The organism is Rathayibacter sp. VKM Ac-2803, assembly GCF_009807175.1.
Classification (GTDB): domain Bacteria; phylum Actinomycetota; class Actinomycetes; order Actinomycetales; family Microbacteriaceae; genus Rathayibacter.
On the sequence record NZ_WUCD01000001.1, the window covers coordinates 2,309,465 to 2,332,214 of the forward strand.

Sequence of the window (22,750 nt, forward strand, 5' to 3'; positions counted from 1 at the left end):
CCGTCGCGGGCGAGGGCGAGACGCGCGAGTCCCTCGAGGGGCTCCATGTCGGCGTCCTCGCTCTCCAGGGCGACTTCCGCGAGCACGCGCACGTGCTGCGCGAGCTCGGCGCCGAGGTCGTCCTGGTGCGGCGCCCCGCCGAGCTCGCCTCGGTCGCGGGCCTCGTGATCCCCGGCGGCGAGTCCACGGTGATGGACAAGCTGTCTCGCCTGTTCGGCCTCGCCGGGCCCGTGACGGAGGCGATCGAGGCGGGTCTGCCCGTCTACGGCACCTGCGCGGGGCTGATCATGCTGGCCGACCGGGTCCTCGACCGCATCGACGGGCAGGCCAGCTTCGGCGGGCTCGACGTCACCGTCCGGCGGAACGCCTTCGGGAACCAGCTCGACTCCTTCGAGACCGACCTCGACATCCCCGCCATCGGCGATCCGCCGATGCATGCGGTCTTCATCCGCGCTCCTATCGTCGAGGCGCTGGGGGAGCGGGCGACCGCGCTCGCCTCCGTCGCCGACGGCCGCGTCGTCGCCGTCGAGCAGGGCAACCTGCTCGGCACCTCGTTCCACCCCGAGATCACCGGCGACTACCGCTTCCACGAGCTGTTCCTGCGGAAAGTCGCCGCGACGCGCTTCGGCGCCTGAGCACACCGCGCCGCGCGCTCCGCCAGGGGTGGACGGTGTCGGTGGTGCGGTCCACAGTGGTCGCATGCCCGAACTCCCCGAAGTGCAGGCGCTCGCGAGCGACCTCGACGAGCGTCTCGGCGGCCGCGTCCTCGAGAGCCTCGGCGTGTACGCGATCTCGGCGCTCAAGACCGTCGCGATCACCCCGTCGTCCCTCGCGGGCGAGACGATCCACGGAGTGAGCCGCCACGGCAAGTTCCTCGACCTCGCGATCGGCGACGCCCACGTCCTCCTGCACCTCGCGCGCGCCGGCTGGGTGCGCTGGCGACCCGAGCGGCCCACTGCTCCGGTCAAGCCGGGCCGGGGTCCGCTCGCGGCACGCCTCGTCCTCGACGACGGCTCCGGCTTCGACATCACCGAGGCCGGGACGAAGAAGAGCCTCGCGCTCTCGATCGTGGCCGACCCGCGCGATGTGCCCGGCGTCGCCCGCCTCGGACCCGACCCGCTGGACCCCGCGTTCACCCGCGAGATCCTCGGTGCGATCCTCGCCACCGCCGGCCGCGCGCAGCTCAAGGGAGTCCTCCGCGACCAGTCCCGGATCGCGGGCATCGGCAACGCCTACTCCGACGAGATCCTGCACGTCGCCCGCATGTCGCCGTTCAAGCCCGCCACCCTCACCGCCGAAGAGCTCGACCGCCTCTACTCCGCCCTCCGCTACACCCTCGAGGAGGCCCTCGGCCGTGCCGTCGGCCTGCACGCCGCCGACCTCAAGCGCGAGAAGAAGCTCGGCATGCGCGTCCACGGCCGCACCGGCGAGCCCTGCCCCGTCTGCGGCGACACCGTCCGCCAGGTGATCTTCGCCGACTCCACCCTCCAGTACTGCCCCACCTGCCAGACGAACGGGAAGCCCCTCGCGGATCGTGTCCTCTCGAGGTTGCTCAAGTAGCAGATCCGCCGGCGGCGGATCTGCTACTTGAGCAACCTCGTCTGCGCCGGTCCCTGCCCGGCGCAGCGCAGTCGGCTCCCACAGGTGGTCGCGCGGGTGGAGCGTCCTGCGTACGGCTACGCCGATTCGCTGACACGCGAATCGTCAGTTCGGCGGTGCTCGCGGCCGGGCCGGTCCTTGCCCGGTCCGGCGCGGTCGGCCTTCAGAGGTGGTCGCGCGGGTGGAGCGTCCTGCGAACGGCTACGCCGATTCGCTCGCACGCGAATCGACGGTTCGCCTCGCGGGGCTCGCCGATCTGCAGGCTCTCCTTCAGATCGGACTCCCGCCCGTCCGCTCGCGAGCATGCTGGTCGAGTAGCCCCGCAGGGGCGTATCGAGACCAACGTCCGTCAGCAGGGTGGAACTGCAGACCTCCCGGCGGATCGGGTCGGACCGACGAGGCGGCCCCGTCCCGATCTTCCGCGCGGGCGGGCGAGCGTCCTCGCGCGGCACCGCTCGCGCCTCCGGAGCCTCGATTAGACTGCATCAGCTGATAGGCGGCGCCTGCGGGGGTCGCGCCGAAACGAACTTCCGAGGGAGCACCGTGTCCGGGCATTCCAAGTGGGCCACGACCAAGCACCAGAAGGCGATCAAGGACTCGCGTCGCGCGAAGTCGTTCGCCAAGCTGATCAAGAACATCGAGGTGGCCGCCAAGATCGGCGGCGCCGACCTCTCCGGCAACCCGACGCTCGTCGACGCCGTGCAGAAGGCCAAGAAGACCTCGGTCCCGAACGACAACATCGACCGCGCCATCAAGCGCGGCGCGGGCCTCACCGGCGAGGTCATCGACTACACGACGATCATGTACGAGGCCTACGGCCCGAACGGCATCGCGCTGCTCGTCGAGTGCCTGACCGACAACAAGAACCGCGCCGCCGCCGACGTCCGCACGGCGATGACCCGCAACGGCGGCACCATGGCCGACCCGGGGAGCGTCGCCTACAACTTCGCCCGCAAGGGCGTCATCACCGTCCCGCACGGCGACGGCGTGACCGAGGACGACGTGCTCGTCGCGGTCCTCGACTTCGGAGTCGACGACGTCATCGACCACGGCGGGAGCTTCGAGGTCCGCACCGAGCCGAGCGAGCTCGTCCCCGCCCGCTCCGCGCTGCAGGAGGCCGGCATCGACTACGACGCCGCCGACGTCGAGTTCGTCGCGTCGCTCCAGGTCGAGGCCGACGCCGAGACCGCGCGCAAGGTGTTCCGCCTCATCGACGCGCTGGAGGACTCGGACGACGTGCAGAACGTCTACACGAACCTCGACATCACGCCCGAGGTGCGCGCCGAGCTCGAGAACGACGAGGAGTGACGCGGTGACCCCGGTCCGTCCCGGGCAGGCGCTCTGATGCGCGTCCTCGGGATCGATCCGGGGCTCACCCGCTGCGGTGTGGGCATCGTCGACGTCGCCCGCGACCGGCGGGCGACGCTCGTGCACGTGAGCGTGCTGCGGACGCCCACCGACGACGCTCTCGAGCGCCGCCTCCTCGCGCTCGGCGACGGCATCGAGGCGCTCCTCGACGAGCACCGTCCCGACGCGGTGGCGATCGAGCGCGTCTTCGCGCAGAACAACGTCCGCACGGTGATGGGCATCGCTCAGATCAGCGGAGTCGCGCTCGTCGCGGCCGCGCGCCGCTCGCTCCCGGTCGGCATGCACACCCCGAGCGAGGTGAAGGCCGCGGTGACCGGATACGGCGCCGCGGACAAGCGCCAGGTCACCGCGATGATCCAGCGCGTCCTCCGTCTCGACGCCCCGCCCACCCCGGCCGACGCCGCCGACGCGCTCGCTCTCGCGGTGTGCCACGCCTGGCGCGCGCCGCTCGCGTCGGGCCCCGTGGCGGGCGCAGACGAGACGCCGGCGCAGCGGGCGTGGCGCGCCGCGGAGGCCTCCACTCGAACGCCTGTTCGAGGTCCTAGACTGTTGCGGTGATCTCCTCCCTCCGCGGCACCGTCCTCTCCGCCCGCGGGAGTCTCGCCGTCGTCGACGTCCACGGCGTCGGCTACGCGGTCAACGTGACCCCGCAGCACGCGATCGAGCTGCGCGTCGGAGACGAGACGACCCTCACCACGACGCTGATCGTCCGCGAGGACTCGCTCACCCTCTACGGCTTCCCCGACGCCGAGCAGCTCGAGATCTTCGAGCTGCTCATCGGAGTGACGGGGGTGGGTCCGAAGTCGGCCCTCGGCGTCCTCGGCGCGATCGAGCCCGATCGCATCGCGCAGGCCGTCGCCGACGAGGACGACGCCGTGTTCCGCAAGGTGACCGGCATCGGCCCCAAGACCGCGAAGCTGATCGTCCTGAGCCTCGCCGGCAAGCTCGCCGTCCGCCCGCGCGCAGCCCGCGGCTCGGGTCCCGGCGCCACCGCCGCCCAGAGCGTCCTGTCGGCGCTCGTCGGCCTCGGCTGGCCCGAGCGCGTCGCGGCCGAGGTCGTCGACGAGATCCTGCTCGACGCGCAGGCGTCCGACGCTGCCGACGTGCAGGCGCTCCTCCGCCTCGCTCTCGCCCGACTCGGCCCGGCGGCGCGATCGTGAGCGACGACGTGCTCGGTCCCGAGGTCGCCTCCGAGGCCGAGATCGCCTTCGAGGGGGCGCTGCGGCCCAAGAGCCTGAGCGAGTTCGTCGGGCAGCGCAAGGTCCGCGGGCAGCTCGAGCTGCTGCTCAAGGCGGCGGCGATGCAGGGCCGCACCCCCGACCACATCCTGCTCGCGGGCCCTCCCGGTCTCGGCAAGACGACCCTGGCGATGATCGTGGCGGAGGAGAGCTCGTCGCCGCTGCGCCTGTCGAGCGGACCGGCGATCCAGCACGCGGGCGACCTCGCGGCCGTGCTGTCCTCGCTCCTGCCCGGCGAGATCCTCTTCATCGACGAGATCCACCGGATGGCGCGCGCGGCGGAGGAGATGCTCTACCTCGCGATGGAGGACTTCCGCATCGACATCATGGTCGGCAAGGGTGCCGGAGCCACGTCCGTCCCCCTCGATCTCGCGCCCTTCACGCTGGTCGGGGCGACCACCCGCTCCGGTCTGCTCCCCAATCCGCTCCGCGACCGCTTCGGCTTCACCGCCCACCTCGAGTTCTACGCCGAGGACGAGCTGCGGCAGGTCCTCACCCGCGCCGCTCGCCTGCTCGATCTCGACATCGACGGCGAGGCCGTCGCCGAGATCGCCGGCCGCTGCCGCGGGACTCCCCGCATCGCGAACCGCCTCCTGCGCCGTGTCCGCGACTTCGCCCTCGTGCACGGAGGGCGGGCCGACGTGACCGCCGTCCGTGCGGCCCTCGAGCTCTACGACGTCGACGCGCTCGGTCTCGACCGCCTCGACCGCGCGGTGATGGACATCGTGCTGACCCGCTTCGACGGAGGCCCGGTCGGCCTCAACACCCTCGCCGTGTCGGTGGGGGAGGAGGCGGACACCGTCGAGTCCGTGGTCGAGCCCTTCCTGGTGCGGATCGGACTGCTGACCCGCACGCCGCGCGGCCGGGTCGCGACTCCGGCGGCCTGGCGGCACTTCGCCCTCACACCTCGTGGTGCGCCCTCGGCGGGGCCCCAGCAGTCGCTCTTCGGGGATGACCTATAATCTTCAAGGCCCGACGGGCCGCTCGATCCGCTCACGACCGGCACTGACGCCGAGGATCGCCACCCACTCCGGAAGGCTCACCCATGGATCCGACGATCATTCTGCTCGTCCTTCTTCTCGCCGTGATGATCATCTTCATGTTCCGCAACAACAAGAAGCGCCAGCGCGATGCGGAGAAGATGAAGAGCGGTCTCGTCCCCGGAGCCGAGCTGATGACCGGCTCCGGCCTGTTCGGCACCGTCGTCTCGATCGACGAGGACGAGAACAAGATCATCATCGAGTCGACGCCCGGCACGCTCCTGACGATCCACCGCCAGGCGATCGCGCGCATCATCGACCCGACCGAGAACGAGACCGCCGTCGCCGACGCCGACGAGGTCGAGCCGGTCGTCGCGGCCGAGTCGCCCGCGTTCGGCGAGCGCGACTCCGCGCACCAGGCCGACCCGCTGGTCGACCCCCTCGACCGCGACCGCAAGCCGGACGCGCAGTAGTCTCCAGGGCGGGCCGGGCGCGAGAGCGCCTCGCCCGCCCTTCCGCGTCCGGGGCTCGACCCCGACCGATCACCGTCGAACGAAGAGAAAGCTGAGCCCTGGGTGGCCGCATCAACCCCCGTCCGCAAGGCCCGGCGCTCACTGAGCTGGCTCGGTGTCCTGATCCTCGCCCTCGTCGGGCTCAACACCGCGGCCGTCCTCTGGGGCGGCGGCTCCTGGACTCCGAAGCTCGCGCTCGACCTCGAGGGCGGCACCCAGATCGTCCTGCAGCCGCAGCTGACCGACGGTGAGACCGTCTCGTCCGAGCAGCTCACCCAGGCCGTCTCGATCATCCGTCAGCGCATCGACGCGTCCGGCGTGTCCGAGGCCGAGATCACCACCCAGGGCTCGAGCAACATCGTCGTCTCGATCCCGGGGACCCCCGACGACGAGACGCTGCAGCGCATCGAGGCCTCGGCGAAGCTCGACTTCCGCCCCGTGCTGGTCGCCAGCCAGGCCACGAACTCCGCGGTCGGAGGCGACTCGACCTCGTCACCGACGCCCACTCCCGTGGATCCGTCGCTCTCGACCACGCCGACCGCGTCGCCGTCGAACGCGAGCGACCTCGCCTACATCACCCCCGCGCTCGAGGCTCAGTACACCGCCTTCGACTGCGCGTTCCTGAACGACCAGGACCCGAACCTCGCGCCCGCCGACCAGCCGCTGATCACCTGCGACGACACCGGCACCGTGAAGTACGTCCTCGGCCCGGTCGAGATCACCGGCGAGGACATCTCCGACGCCTCGAACGGCCTGATGACCACGTCCTCCGGTGCCAGCACCGGCACCTGGGCGGTCAACCTCTCGTTCGACGACCAGGGCACCGAGGCCTTCGGCGCCGTCACGTCGCGACTCGTCGCGCTGACCGGCTCGCAGAACCAGTTCGCCATTGTCCTCGACGGCAGGGTCATCTCGGCGCCGTCGACGAACGCCGCGATCACCGACGGCAACGCGCAGATCTCCGGCTCGTTCACCCAGGAGTCGTCGAAGACCCTGGCCGACCAGCTCAAGTACGGTGCGCTGCCGATCGGCTTCCAGGTGCAGAGCTCCGACAGCATCTCGGCGACGCTCGGATCCACGCAGCTCGCGAGCGGACTGCTCGCCGGCCTCATCGGACTGATCCTGGTCGTCGTCTACTCGATCGCGCAGTACCGCGTGCTCGGTGCCGTGACCATCGCGTCGCTGCTGGTGGCGGCGATCGTCACCTACCTCGTCGTGACGATCCTGTCCTGGCGCGAGGGCCTGCGGCTCTCGCTGGCGGGAGTGGCGGGTCTGATCGTCGCGATCGGCATCACGGCCGACTCGTTCATCGTCTACTTCGAGCGCATCCGCGACGAGCTGCGCGACGGCCGAGGGCTCGAGTCCTCGGTCGAGGCGGGCTGGCGGCGGGCGCTGCGCACGATCTTCGCGTCCGACATGGTGAACCTCCTCGCCGCCGTCGTGCTCTTCGCCCTGGCGGTCGGCAGCGTCCGCGGCTTCGCGCTCACGCTCGGCATCACCACGCTGATCGACCTCGTGGTCGTGATCCTCTTCACGCACCCGATGCTGCAGCTGCTCGCCACGACGAAGTTCTTCTCCGAGGGGCATCGGGCCTCCGGGCTGGATCCACGCGCGCTCGGTGCCGTCTACCGCGGCCGGGCGGCGTTCCGTCCGCAGGACGCGGTCGTCGCGGGCAAGGGCTCCTCCGCCGCCCGCGAGGCCGCGAAGCGCCAGACCATCGCCGAGCGCAAGGCCGCTGAGGCGGCCGGCCGGTCGACGTCCAACGATGCGAACGGGAAGGACGCGTGATGGCCAGCTTCTCGCAGTTCGGAAACGACCTCTACACCGGCAAGCGCTCCGTCGACTTCGTCGGCCGCCGCCGCACCTGGTACCTGATCTCGATCGTGATCATCCTGCTGACCGTCCTCGGGACGGCGGCGCGGGGCGGCTTCAACTTCAGCATCGAGTTCACCGGCGGCTCGGAGTTCACGGTCACGTCGCCGTCCAGCCTCGACCAGGACGCGGCGACCGATGCCGTGACGTCGGTCTCGGCCGACGCCGTCCCGCGCGTCTCGGTCGTCGGCGACGACTCGATCCGCGTGCAGACCAGCCAGCTCTCGACCGACGAGTCGACCGCTGTCCGCAACGCCCTGGCCGAGGCCTACAGCGTTCCCAACGATCAGGTCGCCTCCTCCTTCATCGGAGCGGCCTGGGGCTCGGACGTGACGCAGCAGGCGGTGCGCGGCCTGATCATCTTCGTGGTGCTCGCCGCCCTCGCCATGTGGGCGTACTTCCGCACCTGGAAGATGTCGCTCGCCGCCATCGTCGCCCTCCTGCACGACCTCGTGATCGTGGCAGGCGTCTACGGCATCACCGGCACGGAGGTGTCGCCCGCCGCGGTCATCGGCCTCCTCACGATCCTCGGGTACTCGCTCTACGACACGGTCGTGGTCTTCGACAAGATCCGCGAGAACACGGTCGAGGCGCTGGGGAGCACCACGCGCACCTTCTCCGAGACGGTGAACCTCGCCGAGAACCAGACCCTGGTCCGCTCGATCAACACCTCGATCGTGGCGGCCCTGCCGGTCGCGGCGATCCTCGTGATCGGCGCGTTCGTCCTCGGCGCCGGGACGCTGCGCGACATCTCGCTGGCGCTCCTGATCGGCATCATCGTGGGCACGTACTCCACGATCTTCGTGGCCGCCCCGCTCTACGCGCAGCTGCGCAGCCGCGAGCCCGAGATCTCGAAGCACGACAAGCGCGTCACCACGGCTCGCGAGCGCGCCGTGACACCTGTCGTCCAGGGCTCCTAGGAGGATCGCGATGGCCGAGTACGCACAGGTCTCCGCAGTCGACGCGGTCGGCCTCGTCGAGCGCGACGAGGTCTGGCTGCTCGACGTGCGCGAGCCGCACGAGTGGGCGCTCGGCCACGCGCCCACCGCGCACCACATCCCGATGGGCCAGATCGGCGAGCGGCAGGACGAGCTGCCGGCCGACGCGCCGATCCTCGTCGTCTGCCACTCGGGAGTCCGCTCGGCGATGGTGGTCCAGGCCCTCGATCGCGCCGGCTACGAGACGGCCAACATCGAGGCCGGGATGACGGCCTGGTCGGCGGCGGGCGGTGCGGTGGTCGCCGGCGACGGCACCCCCGGCCGCATCGACTGACATCCGTCCCGTCCGCCCACGGCGGAGCGGTCACGGCGGAGGTCGCCGCGGGCGATAATGGAGCGATGGAGATGCCCGCGTGAGCGACACGACGACCACGTCCTCGACGGCTGCCCTGCGCAGGCTCGTCCCGCGGATCTTCTCGCGTGCTCAGCCCTCCGGGGCGGTCGACACCCTCGTGCGCACTCTGCGGATGCACCACCCGAAGACCGACATCGCGCTGATCGAGCGGGCCTACTCGGTCGCCGAGCGCGCCCACGCCGGGCAGAAGCGCCGGAGCGGTGAGCCGTACATCACGCACCCCCTCGCCGTCGCGCAGATCCTCGCCGATCTCGGTATCGGCTCGAAGACGATCGCAGCCGCTCTGCTGCACGACACGGTGGAGGACACCGACTACACGCTCGACGAGCTCCGGGCCGACTTCGGCGACGAGGTCGCGATGCTGGTCGACGGAGTCACGAAGCTCGACAAGGTCAAGTACGGCGACAGCGCGCAGGCCGAGACCGTCCGCAAGATGATCGTCGCGATGTCGAAGGACATCCGCGTGCTGATCATCAAGCTCGCCGACCGCCTGCACAACGCCCGCACCTGGGGCTTCGTCCCGGCGGAGTCGGCGGCCCGCAAGGCGACGGAGACCCTCGAGATCTACGCCCCCCTGGCGCACCGCCTCGGCATCCAGGCGATCAAGTGGGAGCTCGAGGACCTCTCGTTCGCCGTGCTCTACCCCAAGATCTACAACGAGATCGAGAGCCTCGTGAAGGTGCGCACGCCGCAGCGCGAGGAGTTCGTCCAGAACGTCATCGACCTCATCAGCGAGGACCTCCGCGCCGGCAAGATCCGCGGCCGCGTCGTCGGCCGGCCGAAGCAGTACTACTCGATCTACCAGAAGATGGTCGTCCGCGGTCGCGAGTTCGACGAGATCTACGACCTCGTCGGCATCCGCGTGCTGGTCAACTCGGTGCGCGACTGCTACGCCGTGCTCGGCTCCATCCATGCGCGCTGGACCCCGATGCCGGGCCGCTTCAAGGACTACATCGCGACCCCCAAGTTCAACCTCTATCAGTCGCTGCACACGACCGTCGTGGGCCCGAAGGGCCGTGCGGTCGAGATCCAGATCCGCACCAACGAGATGCACCAGCACGCCGAGTTCGGCATCGCTGCGCACTGGAAGTACAAGGAGCAGATGGCCACCGGCAAGGTGCCCACCGACGGCTCGAACGACACCGACCTCGCCTGGCTCGCCCACCTCTCGGACTGGCAGTCCGAGACGACCGACCCCAACGAGTTCCTCGACTCCCTCCGCTTCGAGATCGGGGCCAAGGAGGTCTACGTCTTCACGCCGAAGGGCCGGGTCATCGGCCTGCCGACCGGCGCGACTCCGGTCGACTTCGCGTACGCGGTGCACACCGAGGTCGGTCACCGCACGATGGGGGCCAAGGTCAACGGCCGCCTCGTCCCGCTCGAGTCCTCGCTCACCACCGGCGACGTGGTCGAGGTGTTCACCTCGAAGAACCCCGATTCGGGCCCGAGCCAGGACTGGCTGAACTTCGTCCAGAGTCCCCGCGCCCGCAACAAGATCCGTCAGTGGTTCACCAAGGAGCGCCGCGACGAGGCCATCGAGCAGGGCAAGGACTCGATCGCCCGCGCGATGCGCAAGCAGAATCTGCCGCTGCAGAAGCTGATGAGCCAGGACACCTTCACCGAGGTGGCCAGCCAGCTGCGCTACAACGACGTCGAGGCGCTCTATGCGGCCGTCGGCGAGGGCCACGTCTCGACCCAGTCGGTGCTCGAGAAGGTCGTCGCCTCGATCCAGGGCGATCCGGAGTCGGACGAGAACGAGGTCACCCTCCCGCGCTCGCCCCGCCCGCGCAGCCGCAGCAGCGAGTCGGGCGTCCTCGTCAAAGGCGCTCCCGACATCCTCGTCAAGCTCGCCAAGTGCTGCACCCCCGTCCCCGGCGATCAGATCGTCGGCTTCGTCACCCGGGGCGCCGGCGTCTCGGTGCACCAGGCGAACTGCCACAACGTGCAGGAGCTGCTGAAGGAGCCGGAGCGGATCGTCGACGTCGAGTGGGCGCCGTCGTCCAAGAGCATCTTCCTGGTGCAGATCCAGGTCGAGGCGCTCGATCGGTCGGGCCTGCTCAGCGACGTCACCCGCGTGCTCTCGGAGCACCACGTCAACATCCTGTCGGCGACCGTGTCGACCTCGAGCGACCGCCTCGCGATCAGCCGCTTCGTCTTCGAGATGGGCGACACCACCCACCTCGATCGCGTGCTGAACGCCGTCCGCCGGATCGACGCGGTCTACGACGTGTATCGGGTCAACGCCGGCTGAGCCCCTCACGGAGCGACCGCGGGCGACTCGGAGCCGTCCGCGGTGCCGAGCGCCGTCCTCAGGCGGTCCTCCGCGATCCGTCGACCCGCCACGGTGGGCCCGGCACCGGGTCGGAGACGCTCGAGCAGCTCGGGCAGCGAAGTCCCGGTCGCCGCGGCCAGGGCGCGCAGCAGGGCGTCGTCGCACTCGCCGCGGGTTCTCGCGAGGTCGATCAGCGTCCGCTCGGGAGTCGTCACGAGGCACCCGCCGATGACGAGGACGTCGGCGTCCGTCAGGCGGACCTCGTGGTAGCGGACCCGGGACAGGACCGGCGGATGCAGCCGGTTGCGGCGGTCGATCGAGGCGCTGTGGATCCTCGGCGGGTCGATCGTCGCGCCGTGGATCCAGGCCGCTGAGCGCCGATCGGCGACCGTCCCGCGGGGGAGGACCGCGAGCAGCGCCGCTGCGCGCTCCGCCGGCCCGAGCGGCAGATCGGCGACGAGGTAGCCCTCGTCGATCGCGATCAGCTCGCCGTCGAGGCGGGCGGCGCAGAGCTCGGCGAGGGGCAGGTGCCCGGGGAGCAGAACGGAGGGGAGGCGCGTCATCCACTCAGAGTGGACGAGGCGCCTCCCCTCCGGGACGTCATCGGCGAGTCTGTGGACAGATCCGCGTCAGCCGGGGAGGTGGGGGAGCTCAGCCGAGCGCGTCGAGCCAGACCTTGCGGGCGTCGAGCGCCTCCTGGGCCTGCTGGATCGCCGCACGGTCGCCGCGCGCCTTCGCCTCGTCGAGCTCGTCCTGCAGCTTCTGGATCGCCGCGGTCAGCTGCGACGCGAGCCCCTCCGAGCGCGCCTTGCGCTCGGGGTTGCTGCGGTTCCAGTGGTCCTCGTCGAGCTTGCGCACGTGGGCCTCGACCTTGCGGAGGCGGTCCTCGATCGTGCGGACCTGCTCGCGCGGGACCCGTCCGACGGCGTCCCAGCGCTCCTGGATCGAGAGCAGGACCCGCTTGGCCTTCTCGCGGTCCTCCTCCTGCAGGAGCGGCTCGGCCTCCTCGAGAAGGGCGAGCTTGAGGTCGAGGTTCTCGGTGTACTCGACGCTCTCCTGCGCGACGATCTCGGCCTTGGCGCCGTAGATCGCGTCGCCGGCGGCCTTGAAGCGCGCCCAGAGCGCGTCATCGAACCGCTTGCCCGCGCGCCCGGCGACCCGCCACTGCTCCAGCAGGGCGCGGTACTCCGGGATCGCCTCGGCTCCGCGCGATACGAGGGCCTCCGCCTGGTCGATGAGCGCCTGCTTGGCCGACTTCGCCTCACGGTGCGAGGAGTCGAGATCGGCGAAGAACGCCTTGCGGTTCTGCTCGATCGTGGTGCGGGCACCGCGGAAGCGGCGCCACAGCTCGTTCGCCTCGTTCTTGGGCAGTCGAGGACCCTGCTGCTGGTGGTTCTGCCAGCGGGCGAACAGGTCGTCGATGGCGGCGCTGGCCTGCTTCCACTGCGTCTTGGCCGGGTCGACGGCCGCGAGGGCCTCGGCCTCGGCGACGATGGCCTCGCGGTGCGCGAGAGCCTCGGCCAGCGCGGCCTTCGACTCCGCGGCCTGCTGCTCCGTGAGATCCTCGACGGAGCCGCCGAGCGCACCGATGCGCTTCTGCAGCGACTCGAGGTCTCCGACGGCGCGGGCGTCGGCGATCGCCGCGGTCAGCGACTGCACGGCGCGGGCGACGTCTCCCGCCGGAGCACCCCGCTTCGCGCGCTGCTCGAGCAGCGAGACCTGCCCGGCCAGCTCGACGTACTTGCGCTCGTAGTAGGCGAGCGCCTCCTCGGGAGTCGCATCGGGGTACTGGCCGACCTCGCGCTCCCCGTCGCCGACGCGGACGTAGACCGTCCCGTCGTCGCCGACCCGTCCCCACGGCTGCTGGTCACTCATCGCTCGGAGCCTCACCTTGCTGTTCGATGTCGTGCTGTTCGATACCGGACTCGTCCCCGTCGTCTCCGACAGCGGACTCCTCGGTATTGGGCTGTTCTCTCACAGCCCGGTCGTCGGCCGGTGTGGCACGACGGCCGGTGGGCCGGTGACCGCGCTCGGCCGCGAACGGGCAGTGGGGTTCAGCCTATTGCACTCCCCGCATCCGGGGTTCGTGCCCGGGGCGGCGGGGCGCCGCAGCGCTACTGGACGGTGACGGAGGTGATGGCGACCGGCTCGGCGGGGGCGCCGTCACCGGATCCGTCGGCGGTGCCCTTCGCGACGACGTCGCTGGTCAGGGTGTCGAGCCCCGAGGTGACCTGGCCGATCACGGTGTAGCCTCCCGCGGCGTCGGCCGGGAGCTCGGTGTCCTGGTAGACGATGAAGAACTGGCTGCCCTGGCTGTAGCCGTTGCCCGACTGGCGGGCCATCGCGATCGTGCCCGCCGGGTAGACCCCGTCGGCGGGGGCGTTCTCGACCGGCCCGTAGCTGTAGCCGGGCCCGCCGGTGCCGTCGCCGTTCGGATCGCCGCACTGCAGCACGTAGAGCCCCTCGGTGGTGAGGCGGTGGCACGAGACGCCGTCGTAGAAGCCCGACTGCGTGAGCGAGATGAACGACGACACGGCCTGAGGAGCGGCGGCACCGGCGAGCGTGATGCCGAGCGCGTCGGTGTTGATCGTCATGGTGCCGGTCCAGTCGCGGCCCTCGGCGATGTCGCTCGAGGGGACGTCCCCGGTGTTCGCTCCGGTGGCGGCCGGCGTCGGCGTGGCGCTCTCGGAGGTCGTCGGCTCGGCGACCGGGGTGCCGGGCCCGCCGGAGAAGTAGAGGAGCTGGGCGGCGACCGCCAGGGCGATCACGATCACTCCGGCGACGGCGGCGATGACGTTGTCGCGGGTCCGGCGCTTCACGCGGGTCCGGTGGAGGCTCTGGCGGGCCTGGTAGGCCCGGAGCCGGGTGCGCGCCTCGCGGTCGTTCGACTTGCCTTGAGCCACGTGTTCCTCCGCCGTGTCCGATCGCGCCCCAGTCCGGCGCGGCGGTCCGCGCGAGCGCGAACGGCGTAGAGCCTACGAGAATCGGCCGATCGTCGACAAAACGCGTCCTCCGGAGCGACCTGGCGGGCTCCGTCGTCCCGTCCCGGTGTCGGAGGCCGTCGTTACGCTGGACGGCATGACCATGCAGCAGGCAGGACTCCGCTCGGGGGCGACTCCGCTCGCGGTGCGGATGCGGCCGCGCAGCCTCGACGAGGTCGCCGGCCAGCGCCACCTGCTCACCCCCGGCTCCCCGCTCGTCGCCCTCGCGGCCGACAAGACGGGCGAGCGCGGAGCCGTCTCGGTCATCCTCTGGGGCCCTCCCGGCACCGGCAAGACCACGCTCGCCCAGGCGGTCGCGCACTCCAGCGGGCGCCGCTTCGTCGAGCTGTCCGCGGTGACCGCGGGGGTGAAGGACGTGCGCCAGGTGATGGAGGAGGCGCTCTCCACCCGCGATCTGTACGGCACCTCGACCGTCCTCTTCCTCGACGAGATCCACCGCTTCACGAAGGCCCAGCAGGATGCGCTGCTCCCCGGTGTCGAGAACGGCTGGGTCATCCTCATCGCCGCCACCACCGAGAACCCGTCCTTCTCGGTCATCGCCCCGCTGCTCTCGCGGTCGCTGCTGCTGACCCTGGAGCCGCTGAGCGACGACGACCTCGGGATCCTGGTCGATCGAGCCCTCGCCGACGAGCGCGGGCTCCGAAATTCCGTCGAGCTCGCCGACGAGGCGCGCGCGAGCATCGTGCGCCTCGCCTCCGGAGACGCACGGCGCGCCCTCACGGCGCTGGAGGCGGCGGCGACCTCGGCGCGCTCGGAGGCACGGGAGGCGGATCGCGTCGCGCTCGCGGAGCGCTCCGACGGGTCGGACGACGACGAGGACGACGAGAAGGGGGAGGAGGACGCACCCGCGGCCGACGAGCCCGGCCTGCCGCTCATCACCACCGAGGTGGTCGCCCGCGCCGTCGACCGAGCGCTGCTGCGCTACGACCGCAACGGCGACGAGCACTACGACGTCATCAGCGCCTTCATCAAGTCGATCCGCGGATCCGACGTCGACGCGGCGCTGCACTACCTGGCCCGGATGATCGAGGCGGGGGAGGACCCGCGCTTCATCGCCCGCCGCATCATCGTCTCGGCGTCCGAGGACATCGGCATGGCCGATCCGCAGGCCCTGGTCGTCGCGATCGCCGCCGCCGACGCCGTCCAGTTCATCGGGATGCCCGAGGGGCGCATCCCGCTCGCCCAGGCGGTCGTGCACCTGGCCACCGCTCCCAAGTCGAACGCCTCCTACTCCGCCATCGACCTCGCCATCGCCGATGTGCGCGCCGGGAAGGCCGGCCGGGTGCCGGCGCACCTGCGCGATGCGCACTACCCCGGAGCGAAGCGGCTCGGGCACGGCAAGGGCTACCGCTATCCGCACGACGCCGACCTCGGAGTGCTCGAGCAGCAGTACCTCCCCGACGCGCTGGAGGGCGCGCGCTACTACCGGCCGACCGAGCACGGGAACGAGCGCGACGTCTCGGCCCGGCTCGCGAAGCTGCTGCGGATCATCCGCGGCAAAGGCTGACGCCTCCCGCCTCTCCTCTGCCGCGTTCCTGTCAGCGGGTGACGCCCGCGACCCGAGGTGGTAGTCTTGCGAGGTTGCCCACCGCTCTGTAGCCGAGCGGAGCAGCGATCCCTCTGAATCGCGCAGTTCGTCACCGCGGTCACCCTTCCGCACGCACCCGCGAGCGGACACGACCACGGCGTCCGCCCTCCTCCCGGAGCAGGCGGTCGAGAGCTGCGACCGAACCTCTCAGACCTTGGAAGGACCACAGTGTCGACCACCTCACGTACCCGCTCGAAGACGCGCCTGTCGCGCGCCCTCGGCATCCCCCTGACCCCGAAGGCCGCCCGCTACCTCGAGAAGCGTCCCTACGCTCCCGGTGAGCACGGCCGCTCGAAGCGCAAGGCGGACTCCGACTACGCCGTCCGCCTTCGTGAGAAGCAGCGTCTGCGCGCCCAGTACGGCATCCGCGAGAAGCAGCTGCGCATCGCCTTCCAGGAGGCGCGCCGCACCCAGGGCCTGACCGGTGAGAACCTGGTCGAGCTCCTCGAGATGCGTCTCGACGCCCTCGTCCTGCGCTCGGGCTTCGCCCGCACCACGGCGCAGGCCCGCCAGTTCGTCACCCACCGCCACATCATGGTGGACGGCAAGACGGTCGACCGCCCCTCCTTCCGCGTGAAGCCGGGCCAGGTCATCCACGTCAAGCCGCGCTCCGAGGGCACCGACCCGTTCCAGGTCGCCGCCGCCGGTGGACACGTCGACGTGCTCCCCAAGACCCCGGGCTACCTCGAGGTCGAGATCGACAAGCTCCAGGCGACGCTGCTGCGCCGCCCGAAGCGCGCCGAGGTCCCCGTGACCTGCGAAGTGCAGTTCGTCGTCGAGTACTACGCGGCTCGCTGAGTCGACCCCCGCACGAGGAAGGCCCCGGTCCACGCCGGGGCCTTTCCCGTTAAGTCCCCGCGACGGGCCGTGCGGAGCCCCCGCCGCCCCGCGTCTAGGCTGGAGTGCCGCAACGCGCGGCGTCGAGAGGGAGGTCACCGTGTCCGGTGGAGACATCGCAGGACTCATCGCCGCGGGCGTGTTCGCGATACTGGTCGCGATCGCGGCCATCCCCCTCTGGAAGCTCGGGCGCGTCTTCGACAGCACCAGCGAGGCGATCAAGCAGGCCAGCGACGGCCTGACCCCGATCCTCGACGAGTCGGCCTCGACGCTCCGCGAGGCGAACCAGCAGCTCGCCCGCGTCGACACCATCACGAAGGACGTCGCCGAGGTCACCGGCAACGTCAACGCGCTCGTCGCCCTCACGGCCGCCACGATCGGCGGGCCGCTGATCAAGCTGGCCGGCTTCACGGCAGGCGTCCGTGCCGTGCTCGTGGCGGGTCGCACCGCCGACAAGGCCGGTGCCGCCGTCGGCCGCAGTGCCGCGAAGGCCTCCAAGCGCACCCGCAGGTCCGCCTCCAGGTAGCCCGGGGCTCGCGCCCTACAATCGAGAAGGCTCGCGCACCCCGCCGCCGTGGAAGGAACCCCCGTGAAGAATCTCGTCCTGATCGTCGTCGGGGTCGGCCTCGGCTTCGCCCTCGCGCACCAGGTCGCCCGGACTCCCGCCGGCGCCCGCCTGTTCGAAGACCTCAACCGCACGGCGAAGGAGCTGGGCGAGGCCGTCTCGGACGGCTATCACCAGCGCGAGGCCGAGCTCAAGGCCGCCATCGGCGAGGGCTGAGACCCCGCCACCCGACATCCGCGTCGTTCACCGACCGAACCGTAACGGAACCCATGCAGACCGCTGACATCCGCAACCGCTGGCTCGACTTCTTCGGGAGCCGCGGTCACACCGTGGTCCCCTCCGCCTCCCTCGTGAGCGAGGACCCGAGCCTCCTCTTCACGGTCGCCGGCATGGTGCCGTTCGTGCCCTACCTCACCGGAGTCGTCCCGGCGCCGTACCCGCGCGCGACGAGCGTGCAGAAGTGCATCCGCACCAACGACATCGAAGAGGTCGGCAAGACCCCGAGGCACGGCACGTTCTTCCAGATGAACGGCAACTTCTCGTTCGGCGACTACTTCAAGGAGGGGGCGATCGGCTACGCCTGGGAGCTCCTCACCGGTCTCGAGAGCGACGGCGGCTACGGCTTCGACGAGAAGGACCTCTGGGTCACCGTCTACAAGGACGACGACGAGGCCATCGCGCTCTGGAAGAAGATCGCGGGCCTCCCCGACGAGCGCATCCAGCGGCTCGACAAGGACACCAACTACTGGTCGACCGGTCAGCCCGGCCCGGCCGGCCCCTGCTCCGAGATCTTCTTCGACCGCGGCCCCGCCTACGGCATCGATGGCGGCCCCGCCACCGACGACGACCGCTACGTCGAGATCTGGAACCTCGTCTTCATGCAGTACCTGCGCGGGGAGGGCACGAGCAAGGTCGACTTCGACATCCTGGGCGAGCTGCCGCGCAAGAACATCGACACCGGCATGGGCCTCGAGCGCGTCGCGTTCCTCAAGCAGGGCGTCGAGAACATGTACGAGATCGACCAGGTGCGCCCGGTCCTCGACCGCGCGTCCGAGCTCTCGGGCCGCCGCTACGGCGCCGTGCACGAGGACGACGTCCGGATGCGCGTCATCGCCGACCACGTCCGCTCCTCGCTGATGCTGCTCTCCGACGGCGTGACGCCGTCGAACGAGGGGCGCGGCTACATCCTCCGCCGCCTCATGCGCCGCACGGTGCGCGCGATGCGCCTGCTCGGAGTCGACACGGCAACGTTCCCCGAGCTGTTCGCCGCCTCGCGCGACGCGATGGCGGCCGCCTACCCCGAGGTGCGGGACGACTACGAGCGGCTCTCGACCAGCGCGTTCGGCGAGGAGGAGGCGTTCCTGCGCACCCTCGCCGCCGGCACCGAGATCCTCGACCTCGCGGTGCTGAAGACCAAGAAGGCCGAGGCCGCGACGCTCCCGGGCGACACCGCGTTCCTCCTGCACGACACCTTCGGCTTCCCGATCGACCTCACGCTCGAGATCGCCGAGGAGTCGGGGCTCGCGGTCGACCGCGAGGCGTTCGACTCGCTCATGACGGCGCAGCGCACCCGCGCGAAGGCCGATGCGAAGTCGAAGAAGTCGGCCCTCGCCGACCTCTCGGTCTACGCCGACTTCCGCGCCCGCGGCGAGACCCTCTTCACCGGCTACGACGTCCTCGAGACCGAGTCCCGCATCGTCGGGCTGATCGTCGGCGGCCACGTCGTCACGAAGGCCGTCGCCGGCGACATCGCCGAGGTCGTCCTCGAGGCCACGTCGCTCTACGCCGAGTCGGGCGGTCAGGAGGCGGATGCGGGTCGCATCGTCGGCTCCGGCTTCGACCTCGAGGTCCTCGACGTGCAGAAGCCCGTCAAGGGGCTCATCAGTCACACGGTCCAGGTCGCGAGCGGCGAGGTGGGCGTCGGCGACGCCGCCACCTCCGTCGTCGACCGCGACTGGCGCCGCGGCGCGACCCAGGCGCACTCGGGCACCCACCTCATCCACGCCGCGCTCCGGCAGGTCCTCGGCCCGCAGGCGCACCAGTCGGGCTCCTACAACAAGGCCGGCTACCTGCGCCTCGACTTCTCGTGGAACCAGGCTCTCTCGCTCGAGACCCGGAGCGAGATCGAGGACATCGCCAACACCGCGATCCGCGACAACCTCGAGGTCGTCACCCGCGAGCTCCCGCTCGACGAGGCGAAAGCGCTCGGCGCGATGGCCCTGTTCGGCGAGAAGTACGGCGACGTCGTGCGCGTCGTCGACATCGGCGGTCCCTGGTCGCGCGAGCTCTGCGCCGGCACCCACGTCGGCACCTCCGCCGAGGTCGGCCTGATCAGCCTGGTCAGCGAGTCGTCGGTCGGATCCACGAACCGCCGCGTCGAGTCGCTCGTCGGCCGCGAGGCGTTCAAGGACCTGGCCGCCGAGCGCGCCCTGGTCGGCACGATCTCGTCATCGCTCAAGACGCCCCGCGAGCAGCTGCCCGAGCGCATCTCCGAGCTCGTCGCGAGCCTCAAGGCCGCCGAGAAGAAGATCGCGGCCTTCGAGGCGCGCGCTCTCGCCGACCGCGTGCCCGCGATCGCAGCGAACCGCCGCACCGTCGGCGGAGTCACCGTCGTCGCCGAGAACATCGGCACCGCAGGCTCCACCGACGAGCTCCGCTCCCTCGTCACCTCCGTGCGCGAGCGCCTCGGCCAGGAGGCGGCGGTCGTCGCCCTCGCGGCGGACGTGTCCGGCAAGCCCGCCGTCATCGTCGCCACCAACCAGGCCGCCCGCGACCTCGGCCGGAAGGCGGGCGTCCTCGCCCGCCGTGCCGCCGGGATCCTCGGCGGAGGCGGAGGCGGCAAGGACGACCTCGCGCAGGGTGGTGGCTCGGACGTCTCGGCGATCGGCGCGGCACTCGAGGCCGTCGTGACGGAAGCGACCAGCTGAATGGAGCGGTTCGGCGTGCGGCTCGGCATCGACGTGGGTCGCTCCCGCATCGGAGTCGCGCGCTCGGACGCCGACGGACTGCTCGCGCTGCCGGTCGAGACCGTCGCGCGCGCGGAGGACGACTCCGACATCGCCCGCATCGCGGCGATCGCCGCGGAGTACGACGCCCGCGCGATCGTCGTCGGCCTGCCCCTGTCGCTGTCCGGAGGCGAGACCGCCTCCACCGACGACGCGCGCTCCTTCGCGGCGCGGGTCGCCTCGGCCGTGCCCTCCGCGCCGGTCCGGCTCGTCGACGAGCGGCTCTCGACCGTCACCGCCCAGGGCGCCCTGCACCTCTCGGGCCGCAGCACCCGCGGCTCCCGCACCGTGATCGACCAGATCGCCGCCGTGGTGATCCTGCAGCACGCCATCGATTCCGAGCGCTCCTCCGGTACCCCGGCGGGCAGCGCGCTCGAACCGAACGAAGGACGACCAACCCGTGACCGACGTCCCCCCGAGCCGCCGCGCCGCCCGCGCAGCCGAGGCCGATCATCAGAGTCCGCAGTCCCAGGATCCGTCGTCCGCCTCGAGTGAGGTCCCGGCCGGGAACGATCCGCTCGACCGGCTCTTCTCCGGGCCGGACGTGCCGGCACCCCGCGATCGCGGTGTCGCCGTCGCGCCCGCGCACCCGGAGGCGGCTCCCGCTCCCAGGCGCCGCAAGCGCGAGCGGAAGCCGCGCAACCGCCGCGGACTGATCGGCGGGCTGCTCGCCTTCGGTGTGTTCGTGGCGCTCGTCGCGGTCGCCGTGACGATCTTCATCGAGCCGGTGCGAGCGCTCTTCGCGGAGCCGGAGACCACCGACTACACCGGCACCGGCACCAGCGAGGTCGTCTTCACGATCCACCAGGGCGACACGGGGAGCGACATCGCAGCGAACCTCGCGACCGACGGCGTCATCAAGTCGTCCCCGCCGTTCTACGACCTCCTCGTCTCGCAGACCCCGGAGCCCGTGTTCCAGCCCGGCGCCTACTCGCTGAAGGCCGAGATGAGCGCGAAGGCCGCCCTCTCCGCCCTGCTCGACTCCGAGTCGACCCGCCTCGCCAACACGTTCGTCATCCCGGAGGGCACCGCCCTCGCGTCGGCCCTGCCGCTGATCTCCGACGGCACCGGCGTCCCCCTCGCCGATCTGCAGGCGGCTGCGGCCGACTGGGGCTCCTTCGGGCTCCCGGCCGAGGCGACCAGCCTCGAGGGCTTCCTCTTCCCCGCGACGTACGACGTCGATCCGAGCACCCCGGCGCACGACATCCTGCAGACGCTCGTCGACCGGATGTACCAGTCGCTCGACGCCGCGGGGGTGCCCGTCGACCAGCGCTACCGGACCGTGGTCTTCGCGTCGCTCGTGCAGCGCGAAGCGCGCGTCGCGGAGGACTTCCCGAAGGTCGCGCGGGTGTTCCAGAACCGGCTCGACCAGGGCTGGCGCCTCCAGTCGGACGCCACCGTCGCCTACGGCACGGGAGCGACCGACCGCGTCACGACGACCGATGCCGAGCGCGACGACGCGAACAACATCTACAACACCTATCAGCGCGACGGGCTGCCTCCCGCGCCGATCTCGAACCCCGGTGACGTCGCCATCGACGCCGTGCTGCGCCCCGCCGACGGCACCTGGATGTACTTCGTCACCGTGAACCTCGAGACCGGCGAGACGGTCTACTCCACGACCGACGCCGAGCACGAGGCCGCCGTCGCGCAGTGGCAGGCCTGGATGCGGGACCACCCGGAGTACCAGTGATCGAGGGTCCGAGGCGCCTCGCGGTCCTCGGATCCCCGATCGCGCACTCGAAGTCGCCCGCGCTGCACGCGGCGGCCTACGGCGTGCTCGGGCTCGAATGGACCTACACGGCCGTCGAGGCCACCGAGGCGACGCTCGCCGATGTGATCGCGCGGGAGCGCTGGCACGGGCTGTCGCTGACGATGCCGCTGAAGCACGCCGTCCGGCCGCTGCTCGCCGAGGAGGATCTGGTCGCGCGGGCGACGGGCGCCGTCAACACGGTGCTCGTCGAGGGGGAGCGGCTCCGGGGCTTCAACACCGACGTCGCGGGGATCGTCCGCGCCCTCGCCGAGGCGGGGATCACCTCGGCCGACCGGGTCGAGGTGCTCGGCGGAGGCGCGACCGCCGCCTCCGCGATCGCCGCCGCCGCCGAGCTGGGCGCCGCGCGGGTGACCGTGACGCTGCGCTCTCCCGAGAGGGCGGCGGCCCTCGAGCCCGTCGCGACCGCCCTCGGGGTCGTCCTCGACGTCCGCCCGTTCGCCGACTGGGAAAGCGGCGCGCCGCATCCGCTCGTCGTCTCGACCCTGCCGGGGGGCGCTGCCGACGCTCTGCGCGTGCCCGACGTGGTCGCCGCCTCCTCGACGCTGTTCGACGTGGCGTACTCGCCCTGGCCGAGCACCCTCGCGCTCCGCTGGCGCGCGGCGGAGTCGCCGGTCGTCTCGGGCTTCGGCATGCTGCTGCACCAGGCGCTCGTGCAGGTGCGGATCTTCGCCGGGGGAGATCCCGCGGTTCCGCTGCCGCGGGAGGGCGCGGTGCTCGAGGCGATGCGCGCGGCGGTCCCGGTCGATCCCGGCGCCTGAGATCGGGCGCCGGAGCGCATGTGCGAG

General features: G+C 71.3%; 22 protein-coding genes. 19 read left to right on the forward strand and 3 right to left on the reverse strand.

The features are described 5' to 3' along the window. The first annotated feature begins 92 nt into the window (after nt 1–92). The 11 genes from pdxT to GRS96_RS10795 all read left to right on the forward strand — a co-directional run bounded on the left by pdxT (nt 93) and on the right by GRS96_RS10795 (nt 11,173). Nucleotides 93–635: a pyridoxal 5'-phosphate synthase glutaminase subunit PdxT gene (gene pdxT, locus GRS96_RS10745; RefSeq protein WP_235021824.1), complete on the forward strand. Its 543-nt coding sequence runs from the start codon at nt 93–95 to the stop codon at nt 633–635. A gap of 64 nt (nt 636–699) precedes the next feature. Then, nucleotides 700–1,560, forward strand: a complete 861-nt coding sequence (locus tag GRS96_RS10750; protein WP_159853351.1) for an Fpg/Nei family DNA glycosylase — start codon at nt 700–702, stop codon at nt 1,558–1,560. A 582-nt stretch (nt 1,561–2,142) separates the two neighbouring features. Continuing rightward, the gene (locus tag GRS96_RS10755; RefSeq protein ID WP_159853353.1) at nt 2,143–2,907 is read left to right on the forward strand and encodes a YebC/PmpR family DNA-binding transcriptional regulator; all 765 of its coding nucleotides are present in this window, start codon (nt 2,143–2,145) and stop codon (nt 2,905–2,907) included. A gap of 36 nt (nt 2,908–2,943) precedes the next feature. After that, on the forward strand, nt 2,944–3,525 hold the full coding sequence (ruvC, locus tag GRS96_RS10760) for a crossover junction endodeoxyribonuclease RuvC (protein WP_159853355.1): 582 nt from the start codon (nt 2,944–2,946) through the stop codon (nt 3,523–3,525). Continuing rightward, nucleotides 3,522–4,127, forward strand: a complete 606-nt coding sequence (gene ruvA, locus GRS96_RS10765; protein ID WP_159853357.1) for a Holliday junction branch migration protein RuvA — start codon at nt 3,522–3,524, stop codon at nt 4,125–4,127. The genes ruvC and ruvA overlap by 4 nt, the downstream gene beginning before the upstream one ends. Continuing rightward, nucleotides 4,124–5,167, forward strand: coding sequence for a Holliday junction branch migration DNA helicase RuvB (ruvB, locus tag GRS96_RS10770; protein WP_159853359.1), 1,044 nt, complete (start codon nt 4,124–4,126; stop codon nt 5,165–5,167). The genes ruvA and ruvB overlap by 4 nt, the downstream gene beginning before the upstream one ends. An 83-nt stretch (nt 5,168–5,250) precedes the next feature. Continuing rightward, nucleotides 5,251–5,658 (forward strand): preprotein translocase subunit YajC, encoded by a 408-nt coding sequence (yajC, locus tag GRS96_RS10775; protein ID WP_159853361.1) that lies wholly within the window; start codon nt 5,251–5,253, stop codon nt 5,656–5,658. Nucleotides 5,659–5,760: 102 nt separating this feature from the next. Continuing rightward, on the forward strand, nt 5,761–7,485 hold the full coding sequence (gene secD / locus GRS96_RS10780; RefSeq protein WP_159853363.1) for a protein translocase subunit SecD: 1,725 nt from the start codon (nt 5,761–5,763) through the stop codon (nt 7,483–7,485). Continuing rightward, nucleotides 7,485–8,489, forward strand: coding sequence for a protein translocase subunit SecF (secF, locus tag GRS96_RS10785; RefSeq protein WP_159853365.1), 1,005 nt, complete (start codon nt 7,485–7,487; stop codon nt 8,487–8,489). The genes secD and secF overlap by 1 nt, the downstream gene beginning before the upstream one ends. A gap of 10 nt (nt 8,490–8,499) precedes the next feature. Continuing rightward, nucleotides 8,500–8,841, forward strand: a complete 342-nt coding sequence (locus GRS96_RS10790) for a rhodanese-like domain-containing protein (RefSeq protein WP_159853367.1) — start codon at nt 8,500–8,502, stop codon at nt 8,839–8,841. Nucleotides 8,842–8,920: 79 nt separating this feature from the next. Then, nucleotides 8,921–11,173, forward strand: coding sequence for a RelA/SpoT family protein (locus tag GRS96_RS10795; RefSeq protein WP_159853369.1), 2,253 nt, complete (start codon nt 8,921–8,923; stop codon nt 11,171–11,173). Nucleotides 11,174–11,178: 5 nt separating this feature from the next. Here GRS96_RS10795 and GRS96_RS10800 read toward each other — a convergent pair whose 3' ends face one another. The 3 genes from GRS96_RS10800 to GRS96_RS10810 all read right to left on the reverse strand — a co-directional run bounded on the left by GRS96_RS10800 (nt 11,179) and on the right by GRS96_RS10810 (nt 14,097). Then, nucleotides 11,179–11,757 carry a hypothetical protein gene (locus GRS96_RS10800; protein WP_159988460.1) on the reverse strand — a complete coding sequence of 193 codons (579 nt, stop codon included), beginning with the start codon at nt 11,755–11,757 and terminating at the stop codon, nt 11,179–11,181. Nucleotides 11,758–11,845: 88 nt separating this feature from the next. Beyond that, the gene (locus GRS96_RS10805) at nt 11,846–13,069 is read right to left on the reverse strand and encodes a DUF349 domain-containing protein (protein WP_159853373.1); all 1,224 of its coding nucleotides are present in this window, start codon (nt 13,067–13,069) and stop codon (nt 11,846–11,848) included. A gap of 239 nt (nt 13,070–13,308) precedes the next feature. Beyond that, complete coding sequence (locus tag GRS96_RS10810) at nt 13,309–14,097, reverse strand: peptidylprolyl isomerase (RefSeq protein WP_159988461.1); 789 nt, start codon at nt 14,095–14,097, stop codon at nt 13,309–13,311. A 175-nt stretch (nt 14,098–14,272) separates the two neighbouring features. Here GRS96_RS10810 and GRS96_RS10815 point away from each other — a divergent pair, with 175 nt between their 5' ends. From GRS96_RS10815 to GRS96_RS10850, 8 genes are all read left to right on the forward strand, one after another. Further along, a complete protein-coding gene (locus GRS96_RS10815) occupies nt 14,273–15,703 on the forward strand; it encodes a replication-associated recombination protein A (protein ID WP_159988462.1) in 1,431 nt (476 codons plus the stop codon). A gap of 249 nt (nt 15,704–15,952) precedes the next feature. After that, nucleotides 15,953–16,582 (forward strand): 30S ribosomal protein S4, encoded by a 630-nt coding sequence (gene rpsD / locus GRS96_RS10820; RefSeq protein ID WP_056042936.1) that lies wholly within the window; start codon nt 15,953–15,955, stop codon nt 16,580–16,582. A 139-nt stretch (nt 16,583–16,721) separates the two neighbouring features. Beyond that, on the forward strand, nt 16,722–17,147 hold the full coding sequence (locus GRS96_RS10825) for a DUF948 domain-containing protein (protein WP_159853379.1): 426 nt from the start codon (nt 16,722–16,724) through the stop codon (nt 17,145–17,147). A gap of 63 nt (nt 17,148–17,210) precedes the next feature. Beyond that, a complete protein-coding gene (locus tag GRS96_RS10830) occupies nt 17,211–17,402 on the forward strand; it encodes a hypothetical protein (protein ID WP_159853381.1) in 192 nt (63 codons plus the stop codon). A 53-nt stretch (nt 17,403–17,455) separates the two neighbouring features. Next, nucleotides 17,456–20,113 (forward strand): alanine--tRNA ligase, encoded by a 2,658-nt coding sequence (alaS, locus tag GRS96_RS10835; protein WP_159988463.1) that lies wholly within the window; start codon nt 17,456–17,458, stop codon nt 20,111–20,113. Beyond that, nucleotides 20,114–20,686, forward strand: coding sequence for a Holliday junction resolvase RuvX (gene ruvX / locus GRS96_RS10840; RefSeq protein WP_159853385.1), 573 nt, complete (start codon nt 20,114–20,116; stop codon nt 20,684–20,686). Continuing rightward, a complete protein-coding gene (mltG, locus tag GRS96_RS10845) occupies nt 20,592–21,884 on the forward strand; it encodes an endolytic transglycosylase MltG (protein WP_204162073.1) in 1,293 nt (430 codons plus the stop codon). Before ruvX ends, mltG begins: the two co-directional genes overlap by 95 nt. Next, a complete protein-coding gene (locus GRS96_RS10850; RefSeq protein ID WP_159988464.1) occupies nt 21,881–22,723 on the forward strand; it encodes a shikimate dehydrogenase in 843 nt (280 codons plus the stop codon). Before mltG ends, GRS96_RS10850 begins: the two co-directional genes overlap by 4 nt. Nucleotides 22,724–22,750 lie beyond the last annotated feature (27 nt).